Source organism: Micromonospora sp. NPDC051227 (assembly GCF_044455385.1).
In the GTDB taxonomy this organism is placed as follows: Bacteria; Actinomycetota; Actinomycetes; order Mycobacteriales; family Micromonosporaceae; genus Micromonospora.
In genome coordinates this window covers 133,981-151,373 of record NZ_JBITET010000012.1, presented here as the reverse complement: position 1 = coordinate 151,373, position 17,393 = coordinate 133,981, and the positions used below count along the sequence as shown (strand labels likewise).

Below are 17,393 nucleotides of genomic sequence, written 5' to 3'. Positions count from 1 at the left end.
GGGGCCGCCGGGACCGCACCGGTCAGCCCTCACCGAGCCGTTCGGCGTACGCGTCGCGCAGCTCGGGCCAGCCGTAGTCCTTGGCCTCCGCGCCGCGGATCGGGCCGACCGGGTCGCCGTCGAGCAACCGGTCGGCCACGTCGAGGCAGAGGTGCCAGCCGGCCGCGACCATCGGCAGTAGTCCCCGGTCGGCGACGGTGTGCCGCAGAGTGAGCCGGGTGCCGCTGCCCAGCGGGCTCAACTCCCAGCGCAGCAGGTCGTCGCCCCAGGTGTACTCCAGCAGGTGCGGCGGCTCGGCCCGGCGTACCGTCGCCGGGTGCTCCTGGGTGGTCTCGCCGTCGACGAGGGTGAGCACGGCGGCGCCGGCGTTGCCGAGATCGCGGTCGGCGAGGAACGGCGCCCACTGCGCGAGCTGAGCCGGGTCGGTCAGCGCCGCCCAGACGGTGGCTGGCGGATGCCGCAGTTCGCGGACGAGGACGAGGGTCGCGCCGGCGTCGGTGGGCTCGGCGCGCACGTCGGCGGGTGGGCTCGGGCGGAACGCGTCGCGGTCCATTCACTGCTCCTGACTGTCGAGGTGCCGTTCCAGGGCGTCCAGGTGTCGGGCCCAGAGCCGCCGGTACGGGTCGAGCCAGCCGTCGACGTCCCGCAGCGGGCCCGGGTCGAGGCGGTAGATCCGCTGTCGAGCGGCCGTCCGGCAGGTGACGAAGCCGGCGTCGCGAAGCACCCGCAGGTGTTTGGAGACGGCTGGCTGGCTGACCCCGAGCCCGTCGACCAGTTCGCCGACGCTGCGTTCGGCGTCGCGGAGCTGATCGAGGATCCGGCGCCGGGTGGGCTCGGCGAGGACGGTGAAGGCGTCGGTGGACACCCGTCTAATATGCCTTCTCCGTCATATGACTGTCAAAGCATACGACTACAGTCGCCGTCCCGAGGCGACACCGCCGATCGGCTCCCTATGCTCGGATCATGGAACTTCGGATCTTCACAGAGCCCCAGCAGGGTGCCAGCTACGACCAGTTGCTCGCCGTCGCCCGCTGCGCCGAGGACGCCGGCTACGGCGCGTTCTTCCGGTCCGACCACTACCTGATGATGGGCGACGTGAGCGGCGAGCCCGGCCCCACCGACGCGTGGACCACGCTCGCCGGTCTGGCCCGGGAGACCAACCGCATCCGGCTCGGCACGCTGATGACCGCCGCCACCTTCCGGCTGCCCGGCCCGCTGGCGATCACCGTGGCGCAGGTCGACCAGATGAGCGGCGGCCGGGTGGAGCTGGGCATCGGCACCGGCTGGTACGCCGAGGAGCACAGCGCGTACGGCATCCCGTTCCCGCCGCTGGCCGAGCGGTTCGACCGGCTGGAGGAGCAGCTCGCCGTCATCACCGGGCTCTGGGCCACGCCGGCGGGGGAGCGGTTCGACCACGACGGCCGGTACTACCCGGTCCGTGACTCGCCCGCCCTGCCCAAGCCGGTCCAGCAGCCGCGTCCGCCGATCCTGCTCGGCGGAACGGGCCCGAAGCGCACCCCTCGGCTGGCCGCCCGCTACGCCGACGAGTTCAACCTGCCGTTCGCCTCGGTGTCGGACACGGCGGCGCAGTTCGACCGGGTCCGCGCGGCCTGCGTCGAGATCGGCCGGGACCCGGCCGGGATGGTCTGGTCCAACGCCCTGGTGCTCTGCTGCGGGCGCGACGACGCCGAGGTGGCCCGCCGGGCCGCCGCCATCGGCCGCGAACCGGACGAGCTGCGGGCCAACGGTCTGGCCGGGACACCCGCCGAGGTGCTGGACACCATTGGCCGGTACGCCGAGATCGGCAGCGAGCGGCTCTACCTCCAAGTGCTGGACCTCAGCGACCTGGAGCACCTGGAGCTGGTCGCCAGCGAGGTGATGGCGAAGCTCTGAGTCGGCCGGGTGAGCGTGGGACGACGCCGCCGGTCAGGCCCGGTGGGCGCCCGTGCCGACCGAGCTCGGGTCGCCCAGCACGGTGTCCAGCTGCCCGTCGCGGTCACTGTCCACGTAGGTGATGTCCGGGATTCCGTCACCGTCCACGTCGATCTGGACGACGTCGGCGACGCCGTCACCATCGAGGTCGGTGACCACCTCCACCGAACCGTCCAGGTGACGGGTCACGATCGACTGTGCGCCGGGGGCGCGCGGCGGTGGGCCGGGTGCCGGCACCGGCGTCGGGGCGGGCGGGGGTGCCGGTGTGGGCCGAGGGCCAGGTGTGGGCGACGGGTGGCTCGGAGACCCGCCGGCCGGCGGCGGGCTGGCCTGCTCGACTCCGGTGCCGGTGGGGTCCAGCTCCTCCTCGGAGGGGAACACGTCGCCCCGCAGGGCCGGATCACGGTAGCTGCTCATGGGCGTAGGGTTCCCCGACGATGACGAGAACAACCGTGCCCGATCGACCAGTGTCCTCGGTGCCTGGTTTGGCGGAAGATGCGGGGACCGACGCCACGGTCATGAACGGGGGTCCGAGCGTGGAACTGCGCCGGAGTCGGGGCGCCCGCGTGCTCGCCCTGGTCTGCGTACTCGGTGGAGTGCTCTTGTTGGTCTATCCCAGCGACGGCGCCCTGCTACGGACGATCATCGCGGTGGGGGCGATCGCGCTCGGCGCGGTGGCGCTGGTCAGCGCGATGCGGCCGTTCCGATTCGGGATCCACGCGGACGGGCTCACCATCCGGCGGCCCGGCCTGCGCCGGGAGGTCCAGTGGGCGGAGGTCGACGCGCTGGTCCTCGACGAGCCGCCCCGGCGCGACGGCCATCCGGAGCCGCCGCGACTGCTGTTGGTGCCCGTGCCGGGTGTGACGATTGAGCCGGTGACCGCCCGCCATCCGCTCGACGGCCGACCCGCAGTCGAGTTGCTCGTCCTCGACCAGGTCCGTGAGCAGCCCGAGCAGGTGTCCGCCGCGCTCACCCAATATGCCGGCGGCCGTTTCCTCGACCTGCTCGCGCTGCGTCGCGCCGCCTTCGAGGCCCCGGAGCTCCCGGTCGGCCTGCGTGGCTACCAGATGGACCGGGTCGACCGTTTGATCCGACGCGGCCAGGACGCGCTGATGTCCGGGGACGCGTCGGCCCGGCAGGCGGCCCGGGGGGAGGTCGAACGCGCCACCACGGCCGGTCTGCCGATCGCCCAGCGTGGCTACAACACGTTCCAGACGGATACCGTTCTGGGCGCCCTCGTCGCCGCGTTGGCCGACCACCAGAGCACCGATCGGGAGACCGCCACATGACCCCGCAGGGATCGCACGCCGCGTCGACCACTGACGTTCCGCGCCGCAACTGGGCCGGCAACGTGCGGTACGCCGCGAAGGCTTTCCACCGCCCCACCTCCGTCGACGAACTGCGCCGGCTCGTCGCCGGCAGCAGCCGGATCCGCGCGGTGGGCAGCGGGCACTCCTTCAACCGTATCGGCGACACCGACGGTGACCTGGTCAGCCTCGCCGGGCTGCCCCCTGTCGTCGAGGTGGACCACGAGCGGGGGCAGGTCACCGTGAGCGGCGCGCTGCGCTACGGCGACGTCGCCCGACAGCTGCACACCCAGGGGTACGCGCTGGCGAACCTCGCCTCGCTGCCGCACATCTCGGTGGCCGGCGCGGTGGCCACCGCCACCCACGGCTCCGGCCAGACCCACGGCAACCTGGCCAGCGCGGTCGCCGGCCTGGAGTTGGTCACCGCCGACGGCGACCTGCTCCGGGTCGACCGTGACACCGACACGTTCGCCGGCATGGTGGTCGGGCTCGGCGCGCTCGGCCTGGTCACCCGCGTCACAGTGGACGTCGTGCCGACCTTCGCGCTGCGCCAGTACGTGCGCCTCGACCTGGACCGGACGGCGTTGGACGAGGCGCTCGGCTCGGCGTACAGCGTGAGTGTCTTCACCGACTTCCGTACGCCCCGCTTGCGCGAGGTGTGGCGTAAGCAGTTGGCCGACCAGCCGCCACCCCCGGCGGACTGGCTGGGCACCACCGCCGCCGACCAGCCCCGGCACCCGGTGCTCGGGATGCCGGCGGAGAACTGCACCCCGCAGCTCGGCGAGCCGGGCCCGTGGCACGAGCGGCTGCCGCACTTCAAGCTCGGCTTCACCCCGAGCAGCGGCGACGAACTGCAGTCCGAGTACCACGTCGCGCGTACGTCGGCGGCTGACGCGCTCGCCGCCCTGGACGACCTGGCGGACCTGATCGCCCCGGTGCTGCTGGTCTCCGAGCTGCGCACCGTGGCGGCCGACGAGCTGTGGCTCAGCCCGAACTACCGGCGGGACAGCTTCGTGCTGCACTTCACCTGGGTCGACGACACAGCGGCGGTGCTGCCCGTGGTGGCCGCCGTGGAGGAGCGGCTGGCGCCCTTCGCGCCCCGCCCGCACTGGGGCAAGGTCTTCGTCACCGACCCGGCCGAGCTGGCTGCCCGCTACCCGCGCCACGCCGACTTCGCGGCGCTCCTGGCCGACCTGGACCCGAAGGGCACGTTCCGCACCGACGCCCTGGACCGCTACTTCCCCCGGTGACCGGGCGCGTGCCATAGCGCTGTGGCATGGGGCGGCTGGGATTGTTGGGGTGGAAGACGCGGGGCAGACACTGATGTCTGTCGATGAGTCTCATCGTCCGGTCCCCGTCCCGGGACCGTCGGCTCCACCCCTCGGAGCGAGACATGCAGCCCGTACCCGCCATCACCCCCGAACCAGTCGCCCCTCGCCCCCGCCGCGGTCTGCGCTGGGTGCTCGCCCTGGCCGTGCTCGGCGCCGGACTGGGCGCCGCGCCGGCCGCCCACGCCGCCGCCAGCCCGTACGAGCGCGGCCCGGCACCCACAGTGGCCAGCATCGAGGCCAGCCGGGGCGCGTTCGCCATCGCTCAGGGCACCGTCGCCGCCTCCAGCGTCAGCGGTTTCCGGGGCGGAACGATCTACTATCCGACCAGCACCGCCGAGGGCACCTTCGGCGCGGTGGCGATCTCACCCGGCTACACCGCCACCCAGTCCAGCGTGGCCTGGCTGGGGCCGCGTCTCGCCTCGCAGGGCTTCGTGGTGATCACGATCGACACGTTGTCCCGCTACGACCAGCCGGCCAGCCGGGGCACCCAACTGCTCGCAGCCCTGGACTACCTCACCAACACCAGCGGCGTGCGTACCCGGATCGACCGCAACCGGCTCGCCGTGATGGGGCACTCGATGGGCGGTGGCGGCAGCCTCTCGGCGGCGAACTCACGACCGCAGTTGCAGGCCGCGATCCCGCTGACCGGCTGGCACACCGTCAAGAACTGGTCCGGCGTACGGGTGCCGACGCTGGTGGTCGGCGCGGAGAACGACTCGGTGGCGCCGGTCTCGTCGCACTCGGAGCCCTTCTACACCAGCCTGCCGTCCACGCTGGACAAGGCGTACCTGGAACTCAACAACGCCAGCCACTCCGCGCCCACCTCGACGAACGTGACTGTCGCCAAGTACAGCATCTCCTGGCTGAAGCGCTTCGTGGACGACGACACCCGCTACGACCAGTTCCTCTGCCCCCCACCCCAAGCCTCAGCAACCATCCAGGAATACCGAGACACCTGCCCCCACTCCTGACCCCTCCCACCTCTTCCGTTGATCATGAGGTTGACGGTGCCGATGTCGCCGTTTCGTGCCGCTAACCCCATGATCAACGGGAGGTGGTCGGGGTACGGAGGGTGCTGCGTTGGACGGCGCGGCTGATGTCGCTGGGGGAGATGATGCCGGTCAGGTGGCCGTCGTCGGTGACCACCAGGGCTCGGCCGTCGGCGCACTCGCTGAGCCGGGGGAGCAGGTCGTTGAGCTCTTCGTTGGGCTGAGCCAGGACCAACTGGTCGGCTCGGCAGGCCACCTCGGCCAGCGTGGTCGATGCCCGCCGCTCGGGTGGTACGCCGCGCACCCGGTCGACGGTGACCAGGCCGGTCGGCCGGCCGTCCTCGGTGAGCGGCAGTGCCGAATGCCGGTACGCGAACAGGTAGTGGTCGACGAAGTCCGCGACAGTCATCTGCGCCGAGGCGGTCTGCGGCTGCGGGGTCATCACATCGCCCACCCGAATCCCGCGCAGCGCGTTGCCGGTGCGGGCCTGCCGCTCCTCCATCCCGGCCGCGCCGATCAGGAACCAGCCGATCAGCGCCAACCAGAGCCCACCGAAACCGACGCCGGACAGGAACTGCCACAGCCCCAGACCGATCAGCAGCACACCCAGCACCCAGCCGGCCCGGGCAGCGACCACCGAAGCTCGGGTCCGGTCGCCGGTGGCCTTCCAGACCGCGGCGCGCAGCAACCGGCCACCGTCCAGGGGTGCGGCCGGCAGCACGTTGAAGATGGCCAGCAGCACGTTGATGCCCGCCAGCCAGGCCACCGCCCCGAACAGCAGCCCGCTCTGCCCGGCCAGCGCGAGCAGCGCCGCGATGGCACCGAAGAACGCCCCGATCAGCAGGCTGACCAGCGGGCCGACGCCCGCGATCCGCAACTCCGCGCCCGGGTCGCGCGGCTCGCCCCGCAACTCGGCCACGCCGCCGAACAACCACAGCGTGATGCCGTCGACTGTCAGCCCGTTGCGCTTGGCCACCACCGCGTGCGACACCTCGTGGGCGAGCAGGCCGACGAAGAAAACCACCGCCGCGGCAAGCCCTGCGAGCGTGTACGCCACCGGCGAATGGTCGGGATACGAGCGGGGGAACTGGTTCGCGGCGAGCCCCCACGCGATCAACGCGAAGATGACCAGCACGCTCCAGTTGACGCCGACCGGCACTCCCGCGACCCGGCCAAGCCGGAAACTGGCCCTCATCCCACCGTGATACCCCGCCAGACCGTGGGCATGCCGACCTGACCCAAGCTCGGCCGGTGCCGTCTGATGTCCCGATGAGCGGTATACCTCTGAGTCATAAATACACCTCTGAGGTATACCGCCTTCGATCGACCTGGCCGCACGGCCCTGTACCCGGTGAGCCGAGGTGGTCCAAACCGGCCCAGGTCAGCGGCGGGGGGCTTCGCTGGCGATGGTCGCCTCGCGGGGGAGTGCCGCCGCACGCAGCGCCCAGTCCAGCGCGTAGTCGGCGATCTGCTCCCAGCCGTCCTGTCCGACGGTGAAGTGGGAGCGGCCGGCGAACTGCTCGTACGCGGTGAGGGCCCGGGACTTCTGGTAGAGCCCCGCGTTGGCGCGGACCACCGACGCCGGCACCACGTGGTCGACCTCGCCGGCCATCAGCAGCAGCGGCGCTCGGTTGTTACGCCCGAAATCGACCCGGGCCGGCGAGCGCGGGTCGAGGTTGGCGAACGCGCCCTCGAAATAGACCCGCCCGGCGCCGGGGACGGCGTAGCGCCGCCAGGCCCGGTCGGAGTCCTCGCGGCTCATCGCGTTGCCGAAGGTGTAGGCGAAGTCGTCCTCCGTGAACGGGACGGCCTTGTTGCGGTTGGCGGGGCTGCGCAGGATCGGAAAGCCCGAGCGCAACTGACTCAGCGGCACCTTGAGCACGCCCTTCACCTGCGCGGGATGCACTCCGACCGCCGCGGCGCCGAGGCCCCGGTCGACGAGGATCTGGGTGAACAGGCCGCCGAACGAGTGCCCCATGATGATCGGCGGTCGGGGCAGCGCCCGGATGATCCGGTCGTAGTGCGCCACGATCGTGGCGATGCTCTGCTCGGCGATCGGGCCGGGGTCGTCGCGCAACTCCTCCACGGAGCGGTCCATGCCGGGCCAGGCGGGGGCGATGACGTGCATGCCGCGCTCGGTGTACCGCTGGGCCCACCCCTCCCAGCTGCGCGGCGTCATCCAGAGCCCGTGGATCAGCACGACCGTGTCGACCTGACCCTGCGGCGTGGCACCCATCGCGTCCTCCCGGTGTCGCGGCGTCCGGCCCGGCGGTTACCCGCTGCCGCCCCCGCGATGCCTCAGTCGGGGGCGGATGTGGCTGCGAGCGTGATGACTCAGGGGCATATTGATGACACAGAGGCATCACGCTCGTCGCGGCCCTCGCTCGCCGGCCCGTTCCTGGCCGTGCGATCCGGGCCCTGACAAATGTCACGGCCGGAACGTGACGGCCGCTTCAGGAGTCGAGGCCCGCGACGCCCCAGCATTTACCTATGACCAGTACGCATCCGGCTGTCGAGTTGGACGGCCTCACCAAGAGCTTCGGCATGGTCACCGCTGTCGACGGGTTGAGCCTACGGGTGCAGCCCGGCGAGGTGGTGGCGTTCCTCGGCCCGAACGGCGCGGGCAAGACCACCACCATCGACATGCTGCTCGGGCTGTCCCGTCCGGACACCGGCACCGTCCGCGTCCTCGGCGGCACCCCCGACGACGCGGTGGCCCGAGGTCGGGTCGCCGCCGTACTCCAGACCGGGGGGCTGCTCAAGGACCTCACAGTGGGCGAGACGGTGCGGATGACCGCCCACTTCTACCGGCACACCCGCCCGGCCGCGGAGGTGCTGGAGCGGGCCGGTATCACCGATATCGCCGACCGGGTGGTCGGGCGCTGCTCGGGCGGTCAGCAGCAACGACTGCGCTTCGCGCTGGCCCTGCTGCCCGACCCGGACCTGATGGTGCTCGACGAGCCGACCACCGGCATGGACGTCGAGGGTCGGCGGGATTTCTGGCAGGCCCTGCGCCGAGACGCCCGGCGCGGGCGGACCGTCATCTTCGCCACCCACTACCTCGACGAGGCGGACGCGTACGCCGACCGGATCGTGCTGGTCCGGCAGGGGCGCATCGTCGCCGACGGCACCACCGCGGAGATCAAGAACCTGGCCGCCGGCCGTACCGTGCGGGCCACCCTGCCCGGTGCCGACCAGGCCGCGCTCGCCGCGCTGCCCGGCGTGGACGCCGTGGAGGTGCGCGGCGACAGCGTGCTGGTGCGGACCGGGGACTCGGACGCCATCGCCCGGCACCTGCTGACCCGGACCGCGGCCCGGGACGTCGAGATCACCTCCCGCAACCTCGAGGACGCCTTCCTCGCCCTGACCACAGCGCAGACCGGAGCCTGAGATGACCACCTCCACCGCCACCCGCGCCGCCGTCACCGATCCGGACCTGGCCACCGAGCCGGACCGTCGGCTGCCCGCGCTGGGCGGGTTCGCTCCCGGCGCCCTGGGCATCGAGCTGCGCCGGGTGCTGCGCAACCGTCGCACCCTCGCGTTCACGCTGATCATGCCGGGCGTCTTCTTCCTCATCTTCGGCCTGCCGCAGGGCGGGCAGTCGCTGGACAACGGTCGGCCGGTGACGGCGTACATCATGATCAGCCTGGCCGTCTACGCGGCCATGGTGGCGACCACCAGCGTCGGTGGCGCGGTGGCCACCGAGCGGGCGCTGGGCTGGAGCCGGCAACTGCGGCTCACCCCGCTGCGCCCGGCGGCGTACGTGGCGACCAAGCTGATCACCGCGATGAGTCTCGGTCTGCTCGCGGTGGTCATCGAGTTCCTGGTGGGTGCCGTGGCCGGCGTCCGCGTCCCGGCGTACGTCTGGCTGCTGTCCGGGCTCGCCGCCTGGGTCGGCTCGCTGGTCTTCGCCGCGTTCGGTCTCTTCATCGGCTACCTGGCGCCGGCCGAGAACGTCATGCAGATCATCGGCCCCGTCCTGGCGGTGCTGGCCATGTTCGGCGGGCTGTTCGTCCCGGTCGAGGTGCTGCCGGACGTGCTCCAGCAGGTCGCGAAGTTCACCCCGGTGTACGGCATGGGCGTGCTGGCCCGCGCCCCGCTGACCGGCGACGGGGTGAGCCTGGCGGCGGTGGCGAACCTCGTCGTCTGGGCGCTGCTCTTCGGCGTCGGCGCGGCCCGGCTGTTCCGCCGGGACACCGCGCGGGTCTGACCGGCCGCGACCGTTAGCGTGAACCCGATGGACCTCTCGACCGGGCAGCCCTGGCCGGTGAGCCGCCACTGGCGGGTCACCGGCTGGCTGCTGGCCGCCGTCTGGCTGTTCTTCCTCAACGTGCCGCTCGCCACCGCGCTGCACCAGCCGGAGCCGTGGCGGCGGGTCCTCGGTGTGGTGACCCTGGTCGTCTTCGGCATCGGTTACGTGCTGCTGTTCCAGTGGGCCCGCAAGCTGCGCCAGTCCATGCTGCCGATCCCGGTGGGCCGGGCGCGGGCCGGGCTGGCGCTGCTGCTCGCTGTGGGCCTGGCCAGCCTTCCGGGCACCGAAGGGGACTGGCTGGCCACCCTGGTCTACGTGGCCGCGGCGGCGGTGTTCCTGCTGCCGCTGTGGGAGGCACTGGCCGCGGTGGTGCTCTGCGCGGTGACCCCCGTGCTGGCCTCCTGGCTGGTGCCGGGGTGGGAGGCGGAGAGCGGCATCGTCTTCGCGGTGCTGCTCGCCTCGTTCGCCATGTTCGGGGTGTCCCAGTTGGCCCAGCGCAACAGCGAACTCCGGGCCGCGCAACAGGAGATCGGTCGGCTTGCGGTCGCCGAGGAGAGGTCCCGCGCCGCCCGCGACCTGCACGACATTCTCGGGCACTCGCTGACCGTGGTGGCGATCAAGGCCGAGTTGGCCGGGCGTCTGATCGCTGTCGACCGGGAGCGGGCCGCCGCCGAGATCGCCGAGGTGGAGGCGCTGGCCCGGGCCGCGCTGGCCGACGTACGACAGACGGTCGGGGCGTACCGCGAGGTCAGCCTGGCCGCCGAGCTGGCCGGCGCCCGCTCCGCGCTGGCCGCGGCGGGCATCGCGGCGGACGTGTCGACCGTGCTGCCGGAGCTGCCGGAGGAGTGGGACCGGTTGTTCGGCTGGGCGGTACGGGAAGGGGTGACCAACGTGGTCCGGCACAGCGGGGCGCGGTGCTGCGTGATCCGGGTGCACCCGGATCGGGTCGAGATCAGTGACGACGGTTGTGGCCCGTCCACTCCCGACCCGAGCGGGCACGGGCTGGTCGGCCTGCGGGAGAGGGCGCGGCGGCTGGACGCGGTGGTGACAGTCGGCCGTCGGCCGGAGGGCGTCGGCTTTCTGCTGCGGGTGCACGCGCCGTGGGAGGCCCGGTGAGCGGCGGGTCCACGCCGATCCGGCTGCTGCTCGCCGACGACCAGGCGCTGGTCCGGGGCGCGCTGGCCGCCCTGCTCTCGCTGGAGGAGGACCTGACAGTGGTCGCCGAGGTCGGCCGGGGCGACGAGGTGGTGCCCGAGGCTCGACGCAGCTCTCCGGACGTCGCCCTGCTGGACGTGGAGATGCCCGGCCTGGACGGGATCGCCGCCACCGCGGCGTTGCGGGTCGCGCTGCCGACCTGCCGGGTGCTGGTGGTGACCACCTTCGGCCGACCGGGCTACCTGCGTCGGGCGATGGAGGCCGGTGCGAGCGGTTTCGTGGTCAAGGACACCCCGGCCCGGCAGCTCGCCGACGCGGTCCGTCGGGTGCACGCCGGCCTGCGGGTGGTCGACCCGACGCTGGCCGCGGAGACGCTGGCCGCCGGGGTCAGCCCGCTGACCGAGCGGGAGACCGAGGTGCTGCGGACCGCCCGGGGCGGTGGCAGCGCCGCCGACCTGGCCAGGGCGTTGCACCTCTCCGAGGGGACGGTACGCAACCACCTGTCGGCGGCGATCGGCAAGACCGGTGCCCGCAACCGGGCCGACGCGATCCGGGTCGCCGAGCAGAACGGCTGGCTGCTCGGCGACTGACAGTGCCGGCCGGTGCTCAGGCGGTCGGCGGTGGGGCGGCCAGTCTGTCGACCACGACGACGCTGCTACCGGGACGGACCTCGGCGAGCAGTTCCCGTTGACCGCTGCGGGTCAGCCGGATACAGCCGTTCGTGGTGTTCTCGCCCAGCTCGCCGTCGTGGCTCCAGGTGTGCACCCCGATGTGCGCGCCGCGCAGCCCGGACGGCACCGACTCCGGGTCGTCGGGCACCGAACCGAGGGCGTAGATGTCCACCCCGCCGTAGACCTCCTCCGGCGGTGGGGTGCGGCCCAGGATGAAGGTCCGCCCGAGTGGAGTCTCCTGCCCCGACTGGCCGAGGCTGACCTCCCAGGAGCGCACCGCCTTGCCGGCCCGGTACCAGGTGAGCCGGTGGACCTTGCGTTCCACCACGATCTGGTCGCGTAGCGGCACCGTCTCGAACCCGCCGGGCGGCAGCCACGCGAGCCGGCGGTTGGCCGAGGGCAGGAGCACTGCGGTCCAGCCGGCACGCCGCTGGGCGATCGGCATGGTCAGCTCGACACCGCGGATGGTCGGTTCAAGGAAGGCGCGTGGCCGACCGCCGGGCGCGTCGTACGCGGCGATCCGTCGGGTCGGATGCGCGCCGTCGGTCAGCGGCGTGACGTCCATGGTGTTCGGGTCGGCGGGGAACCCTCCGGGTGCGGGGTCGTAGTCGACCACCGGCAGCCCGTCCGGGGCGGGCGCGGCCGGGGGGATCGACTCCTCCGGGATCTGCTCCACACTGTTCGGAGTGGGGTCGGCTGCCACCACGTTGCGGTCGTCGGGGGCCGTCGAGCTCGGGGTGAGGGCCTGGCCGACCAGCAGCGCGGTCACCAGCAGCGCGGGTACGCCGATCGCGGCGGCCACCCAGAGGCCGCGACGGCGGTACGGAGTCTTTCGGTCAAACGGCACGAAACCACTCTATGGTGGCGGATGCCTCGGGGCCCCCGGTTCGGCGAGACCCGCCGTCCGGAGGCCCCTGTCGAGTCAGATTCGCGCGCCGATGTGGATGGCCACGGCGTCGTGCGCCGGCACGTTCGCCGCGAACCAGCCGGTACCGTCCACCGTGATCACCGGTCCGCTGCACGTGCCGCCCGCGTACGTGCCGTGGATGACGTCGCAGTATCGACCGGCGGGCAGCCCGGTGTAGTAGGAGCGGCCGTTCACAGCGGCGTCCTCGTCGTTGACGGTGATGAAACCCTTGCCGCTGCGGCTGAACGCGATGTGGTTGTTGCCGTTGTCGTACCAGTTGACCACGCCGGCGCCCTCGGTGGCGTTGCGGAAGCCGACCATGTTGGCGATCACCGGCCAGCGGTGTTCGCACTCCCAGCCGGAGTAGCAGGTGGTGTTGAGCGTCCTGTTGGCGCTGTCCGACGGTGGGCCGGCGTCGCGGTTGCTGAAGGTGTAGCTGGACATGACGGTCGGCGAGCCGTACGGCCAGGCCAGCATGAAGGCGTTCGCCAGCGCGTAGATGCCCCGGTCGCGGTAGGTCAGCACCCCACCGGAGTCGCGCTGGGTGTCGTGGTTGTCGACGAACACCGAGGCCGGGCCGGTGGGCAGGTGCCCCCAGCCCTCGCCGAAGTTGCGCAGGTACGCCAACCGCTCGGAGCGGAACACCCGGGCCAGGTCCTTGCCGTAGCGGAACTCGTGCACGTCACCGTTGCCGGTGTACTCGCTCGGCTGGACCGGCTCGCCGGCGCCGTGGATGACCTCCTGCACGATGTACGCGGAGCGGGACAGCTTGCCCCTGATGGCGGCGATGTCGGCGGCCGGCATGTGCTTGCTGGCGTCCAGTCGAAAGCCGTCGACGCCGAGCGAGAGCAGGTCGTTGAGGTACGAGGCGATCTTCGTACGAACGTAGTCCGACTCGGTCAACAGATCCGAGAGGTTGACCAGCTCGCAGTTCTGCACCTCGTACCGGTCGTTGTAGTTGGCGATGTCGTCGCCGCCGTTGCGCCCACAGTGGTGGAAGTCCTGGGTCTGGTAGATGCCCGGGTAGTCGTAGTGCGAGTAGGACGAGCCGGCCCAGCCGGTGCCGGCGTTGTCCTGACCGGACATGTGGTTGATCACCGCGTCGACGATCACCTTGACCCCGGCCGCGTGGCAGGTGTTCACCATCGACTGGAACTGGGCCCGGGTGCCCTTGCGGGACTCGATCCGATAGCTGACCGGCTGGTACGCCAGCCACCACTGGTTGCCCCGCACGTGCTCCTGCGGGGGCGAGACCTGCACGAAGCCGTAACCCTTCGGGCCGAGGGTGCTCTGGCACTCGCTGGCCACCGAGGGCCAGTTCCACTCGAAGAGCTGGACGATGACCTTCTTGCCGCCGGACGGGGCGGCGACGGCCGGGGGTGCCGTCACGGCGGTGGGGACGAGCAGGCTGGCGATCAGGCCGAGGGCGAGGAGCGCCGAGCCGCGTCGACGTCGGTGCATGGGGACTCCTGACGGGAGCGGGGTGGTGGTGCGGTGGGGGAGTGTCGGGTTGCCGGAATCTTGCAAGCCTGGCTGAAATTTGCTGAAAGGTTACAAGCGTGTTGCGGCGACTGTCAATGCATGGACATTCGTCACTGTTCGGATCGGTGGGTGAGGGCGGGTACAACGCACGGCCGCGCCCCTCGGTTCGATTCCGGTCCAGAAATTTCTGTCGGCGGGTGATCCGCGCGCCCCGCCGGTCCGTACTGGATGGGGGAGCAGGGGTCGGCCGGTGGTACGCCGCCGCGAGACGATCGAGGAGCAGATGGCCCGGGCACAGCAGGACAAGAAGGCGGCGACCGTCCGGACCAGCGAAAGCAGTCGGGGGGTGCGCACCCCGTCACGGTCGGCGAGCGCCCTGCTGATCGCGTCGGTGCTCGCCGCGCTCTGGGCGGCGATCATGCTGACCGGCACCGGTCAGACGGCGTACGCGTACGGCTTCTTCTTCACCGAGTTCTTCGCCGGGGTGGTCTCCCTGGTGGCGTTGAGCCTCACCGTGATGCTCGGCCTGCTCGCCACCGACCGACTGGTGCTGCGCATCCCGCACCGGGTGCTGATGCAGTCGGCGCACCGGGCCACCGGCGTGCTGGGCGTGGCCGGGCTCGGCTTCCATGTCCTCACCAAGGTCGCCACCGGGCGGGCGGCGGCGACCGACGCGCTGGTGCCGTTCGTCGGCGGCCGAGGGCTCTACGTCGGGCTCGGCACTGTGGCCGCGCTGCTGATGGTAAGCGTGATCTGGACCGGCATCATCCGGGCCCGCTTCGCCGGCGTCGGTCCGAAGTGGCTGTGGCGCACGCTGCACTCCACCGCGTACCTGGCCTGGCCGTTCGCCGTGCTGCACGGCCTCAACGCCGGCCGGGCCGCAGCGCCCTGGGTGGCGTTCAGCTACCTGGGCTGCATCCTGCTGGTGGTGCTGGCCCTGCTGGTCCGCTTCTCGGTCACCATCGGTCGGCGCAGCCGCGAGCAGCACCAGGCCGCTGTGCGCAACGCGGTGATGGCCGGCCGGGCCGAGGAGGCGAAGACCGCCCGAACGCTGCTGGCCGGGTTGGGTCGGCGCCCGAAGGCCGCCGACAAGCGGCCCGCCTGGGCGGACACCACCACCGCCACCTGGGCCGCCCCGGCCGCGCGACGTGACCCCGAACGGTTCACCGTCCCGGTGGTGCCTGAGCCCGGTTCCCTCGTCGAGCCGGCCCGGCCCAGTCGACGTCGGCGGGAGGAGGAGCCGGCGGCCCGCCGCGACACCGAACGGTCCTCGCGTGGCCGGCGGGCGGAGGAGAGCACTACCAGCCGGTCGGCCCGCCGCAGCGTGGAGGAGACCGGCACCCGCCGACGCGACGAGGAGGAGTTGGAGCCGGTGACCCGGCGGCGCGGCTCCCGCACCCGCGACGAGGCCGCGCCGACCGGCCGGCGACGCACCGATGAGCCCACCTCTGAACGGTCCCGTCGCCGGTCCCGCAGCGAGGACGACGGCAGCCGCTACCCGGCGCCGCCGCGGTCGACCTTCGACGACGCCGAGGAGCCGTGGGACAGTCCACGCCGGTGGCAGGCCGACGAGCCCATCTCCGCCGGCCCGATCTCCGTCGAGCCGATCTCGGCCGGCCCGATCTCCAGCAGCCCGATATCGGCGGCGCCGCGCAGCGGCAGCGGCCGGCACAGCGCCGAGGACGACCTGCCCGAGGAGCCGGACTACTGGCGTCCGCCGGCCCGGTACGTGCCGGACGAGGTGGCACCGCCCGTCGACGACACCCCGACCCTTGTCGACCTGGCGTCCCGCCGTGCTCGACGGGCAGCCGGCGAGGGCAAGTCCAAGCGTCGCAAGGCCAGCGCCGACGCGGTGGACGGGGCGTACTGGGCCGGGCTGCGGGGTGAGGCGAAGTGATGCGGACCGCCGTGCCACCGGTCGCCTGTGTGGGCGAACCGCGGCTCACCGCCGGCTTCGCCGAGTACGGCCGGCTCGACCTGCTCGCGCACGAGGAGGTGCACGGGCCGATCGGCCCGATGGAGCCGGCGCAGCTGCTCCAGCTCGCCGAGGGCATGCAGCTCAAGGGCAAGGGCGGAGCGGGTTTCCCGTTCGCCCGCAAACTGCGCGCGGTGCTGGAGTCCTGCGAGCGGCAGGACCTCGCCGCAGTGGTGGTCGTCAACGCCACCGAGGGGGAGCCGGCCAGTTGGAAGGACAAGGTGCTGCTGACCCGCGCCCCGCACCTGATCCTGGACGGGGCGGCGCTGGCCGCGTACGCGCTGGACGCCGACGAGATCGTGATCGGCGTGGCGGACGACGGGGTCGGCCGGGACTCGCTGATGGAGGCTCTCGACGAGCGCCGGATGCCGGTGCAGACGACGATCGTCACGGTGCCGCACCGGTTCATCTCCGGCGAGGGCGGCGCACTGGTCAACGGGATCAACGGGCTGCCGCACATCCCGCCGGGCACCAAGAAGCGCTCCAGCGACTCCGGGGTCAGCGGCCTGCCCACCCTGCTGTCCAACGCCGAGACGTTCGCCCAGCTCGCCGTCGGCGCCCGACTGGGCCCGTACGAGTACGCGGCGCTCGGCACCGACGACGAGCCGGGCACCGTGCTGCTCACAGTGACCGGTGCGGCGGGCCGACCGGCGGTGGTGGAGTGCACAGCCGGTATGCCGCTGCGGGACGTCCTCGATCTCTGCGAGGTGCCGGACGTCCAGGGCATCCTGATGGGCGGCTACCACGGCAAGTGGATCACTCCGGAGGCTGCGGAGAAGGCCGAGGTCTCCCGCAAGGGCCTGGCCGCCGTCGGCGGCACCCTCGGCGCGGGCATCATCGTCCCGCTCGGTGTCGACACCTGCCCGCTCGGTGAGGCCGCCCAGGTGGTGCGCTACCTGGCCGGCGAGTCCGCCGGCCAGTGCGGGCCGTGCAAGATGGGCCTGCCGGACCTGGCCCGCGCGGTGGACCTGGCCGTCGCCGGCAGCCAACCGGCGGACGTGGTGCGCGCCGCAGCCGGCGAGGTGAAGGGCCGGGGCGCGTGCAGCCACCCGGACGGCACCGCCCGGTTCGCGCTCTCCGCGATCGAGGTCTTCGCCGAGGACCTGCGGCTGCACAGCACCGGTGACGGCTGTGGCCGTCGGGTCAAGGGCGTGATGGGGCTGCCGGGCGCACCCGACGCGAACCCGCAGAAGCTCAGCCTGGACTGGTCCCGCTGCGACGGGCACGGCCTCTGCGCGCACGTCGTACCGGACTTCATCCGGCTCGACGCGAACGGATATCCCGCCTTCCCGGCCACCCCCGTGCCGACCTGGCTGCGCGAGGGCGCGCTGAAGGCGGTCAAGGTCTGCCCGGAGTTGGCTCTCCGACTCGCCAAGGCCGAGTAGGAAAGCC

Annotated in this window: 17 protein-coding genes; 10 read left to right on the top strand and 7 right to left on the bottom strand. The window is 72.3% G+C overall.

What is annotated here, in order from left to right:
* Positions 1-22 precede the first annotated feature (22 nt).
* Entirely contained in the window at positions 23-553 is a 531-nt protein-coding gene (locus ACIA47_RS25755) for an SRPBCC family protein (RefSeq protein WP_203118548.1), read from the bottom strand.
* Positions 554-865 (bottom strand): helix-turn-helix transcriptional regulator, encoded by a 312-nt coding sequence (locus tag ACIA47_RS25750; RefSeq protein ID WP_112699184.1) that lies wholly within the window; start codon positions 863-865, stop codon positions 554-556.
* Positions 866-963: 98 nt separating this feature from the next.
* On the opposite strand from ACIA47_RS25750, the gene ACIA47_RS25745 reads away from it, so the two are divergent.
* Positions 964-1,893 (top strand): LLM class F420-dependent oxidoreductase, encoded by a 930-nt coding sequence (locus ACIA47_RS25745; protein WP_396711069.1) that lies wholly within the window; start codon positions 964-966, stop codon positions 1,891-1,893.
* 33 nt (positions 1,894-1,926) lie between these two features.
* Here the strand turns inward: ACIA47_RS25745 and ACIA47_RS25740 are convergent, their stop codons facing one another.
* Entirely contained in the window at positions 1,927-2,349 is a 423-nt protein-coding gene (locus ACIA47_RS25740) for a hypothetical protein (protein WP_396711068.1), read from the bottom strand.
* A 119-nt stretch (positions 2,350-2,468) separates the two neighbouring features.
* Here ACIA47_RS25740 and ACIA47_RS25735 point away from each other — a divergent pair, with 119 nt between their 5' ends.
* The 3 genes from ACIA47_RS25735 (at position 2,469) to ACIA47_RS25725 (ending at position 5,541) form a co-directional block, all read left to right on the top strand.
* Complete coding sequence (locus ACIA47_RS25735) at positions 2,469-3,221, top strand: hypothetical protein (RefSeq protein WP_396711067.1); 753 nt, start codon at positions 2,469-2,471, stop codon at positions 3,219-3,221.
* Complete coding sequence (locus ACIA47_RS25730; RefSeq protein ID WP_396711066.1) at positions 3,218-4,489, top strand: FAD-binding protein; 1,272 nt, start codon at positions 3,218-3,220, stop codon at positions 4,487-4,489. Before ACIA47_RS25735 ends, ACIA47_RS25730 begins: the two co-directional genes overlap by 4 nt.
* Positions 4,490-4,632: 143 nt before the next feature.
* Positions 4,633-5,541 (top strand): alpha/beta hydrolase, encoded by a 909-nt coding sequence (locus tag ACIA47_RS25725; RefSeq protein ID WP_396711065.1) that lies wholly within the window; start codon positions 4,633-4,635, stop codon positions 5,539-5,541.
* Between the two features lie 73 nt (positions 5,542-5,614).
* Here the strand turns inward: ACIA47_RS25725 and ACIA47_RS25720 are convergent, their stop codons facing one another.
* Positions 5,615-6,754 carry a site-2 protease family protein gene (locus ACIA47_RS25720; protein ID WP_203118561.1) on the bottom strand — a complete coding sequence of 380 codons (1,140 nt, stop codon included), beginning with the start codon at positions 6,752-6,754 and terminating at the stop codon, positions 5,615-5,617.
* 186 nt (positions 6,755-6,940) lie between these two features.
* Positions 6,941-7,795, bottom strand: coding sequence for an alpha/beta hydrolase (locus tag ACIA47_RS25715; RefSeq protein ID WP_396711064.1), 855 nt, complete (start codon positions 7,793-7,795; stop codon positions 6,941-6,943).
* 254 nt (positions 7,796-8,049) lie between these two features.
* Here ACIA47_RS25715 and ACIA47_RS25710 point away from each other — a divergent pair, with 254 nt between their 5' ends.
* The 4 genes from ACIA47_RS25710 to ACIA47_RS25695 are packed head-to-tail and all read left to right on the top strand — an operon-like array spanning position 8,050 to position 11,556.
* Positions 8,050-8,949, top strand: a complete 900-nt coding sequence (locus tag ACIA47_RS25710) for an ABC transporter ATP-binding protein (RefSeq protein ID WP_396711063.1) — start codon at positions 8,050-8,052, stop codon at positions 8,947-8,949.
* A 1-nt stretch (position 8,950) separates the two neighbouring features.
* Positions 8,951-9,769: an ABC transporter permease gene (locus ACIA47_RS25705; RefSeq protein ID WP_396711062.1), complete on the top strand. Its 819-nt coding sequence runs from the start codon at positions 8,951-8,953 to the stop codon at positions 9,767-9,769.
* A gap of 27 nt (positions 9,770-9,796) precedes the next feature.
* On the top strand, positions 9,797-10,927 hold the full coding sequence (locus tag ACIA47_RS25700; RefSeq protein ID WP_396711061.1) for a sensor histidine kinase: 1,131 nt from the start codon (positions 9,797-9,799) through the stop codon (positions 10,925-10,927).
* Positions 10,924-11,556 carry a response regulator gene (locus ACIA47_RS25695; protein ID WP_396711060.1) on the top strand — a complete coding sequence of 211 codons (633 nt, stop codon included), beginning with the start codon at positions 10,924-10,926 and terminating at the stop codon, positions 11,554-11,556. The genes ACIA47_RS25700 and ACIA47_RS25695 overlap by 4 nt, the downstream gene beginning before the upstream one ends.
* Before the next feature lie 16 nt (positions 11,557-11,572).
* On the opposite strand, the gene ACIA47_RS25690 is transcribed toward ACIA47_RS25695, so the two are convergent.
* Positions 11,573-12,484, bottom strand: coding sequence for a L,D-transpeptidase family protein (locus ACIA47_RS25690; RefSeq protein WP_203118571.1), 912 nt, complete (start codon positions 12,482-12,484; stop codon positions 11,573-11,575).
* A gap of 75 nt (positions 12,485-12,559) precedes the next feature.
* Positions 12,560-14,005, bottom strand: a complete 1,446-nt coding sequence (locus ACIA47_RS25685) for an alpha-amylase family glycosyl hydrolase (RefSeq protein ID WP_396711059.1) — start codon at positions 14,003-14,005, stop codon at positions 12,560-12,562.
* Between the two features lie 271 nt (positions 14,006-14,276).
* On the opposite strand from ACIA47_RS25685, the gene ACIA47_RS25680 reads away from it, so the two are divergent.
* Both ACIA47_RS25680 and ACIA47_RS25675 read left to right on the top strand, forming a co-directional pair.
* Positions 14,277-15,923 carry a hypothetical protein gene (locus ACIA47_RS25680; RefSeq protein WP_396711058.1) on the top strand — a complete coding sequence of 549 codons (1,647 nt, stop codon included), beginning with the start codon at positions 14,277-14,279 and terminating at the stop codon, positions 15,921-15,923.
* Positions 15,923-17,386 (top strand): NADH-quinone oxidoreductase subunit NuoF family protein, encoded by a 1,464-nt coding sequence (locus tag ACIA47_RS25675; RefSeq protein WP_203118573.1) that lies wholly within the window; start codon positions 15,923-15,925, stop codon positions 17,384-17,386. The genes ACIA47_RS25680 and ACIA47_RS25675 overlap by 1 nt, the downstream gene beginning before the upstream one ends.
* The last annotated feature ends 7 nt before the right edge of the window (positions 17,387-17,393 follow it).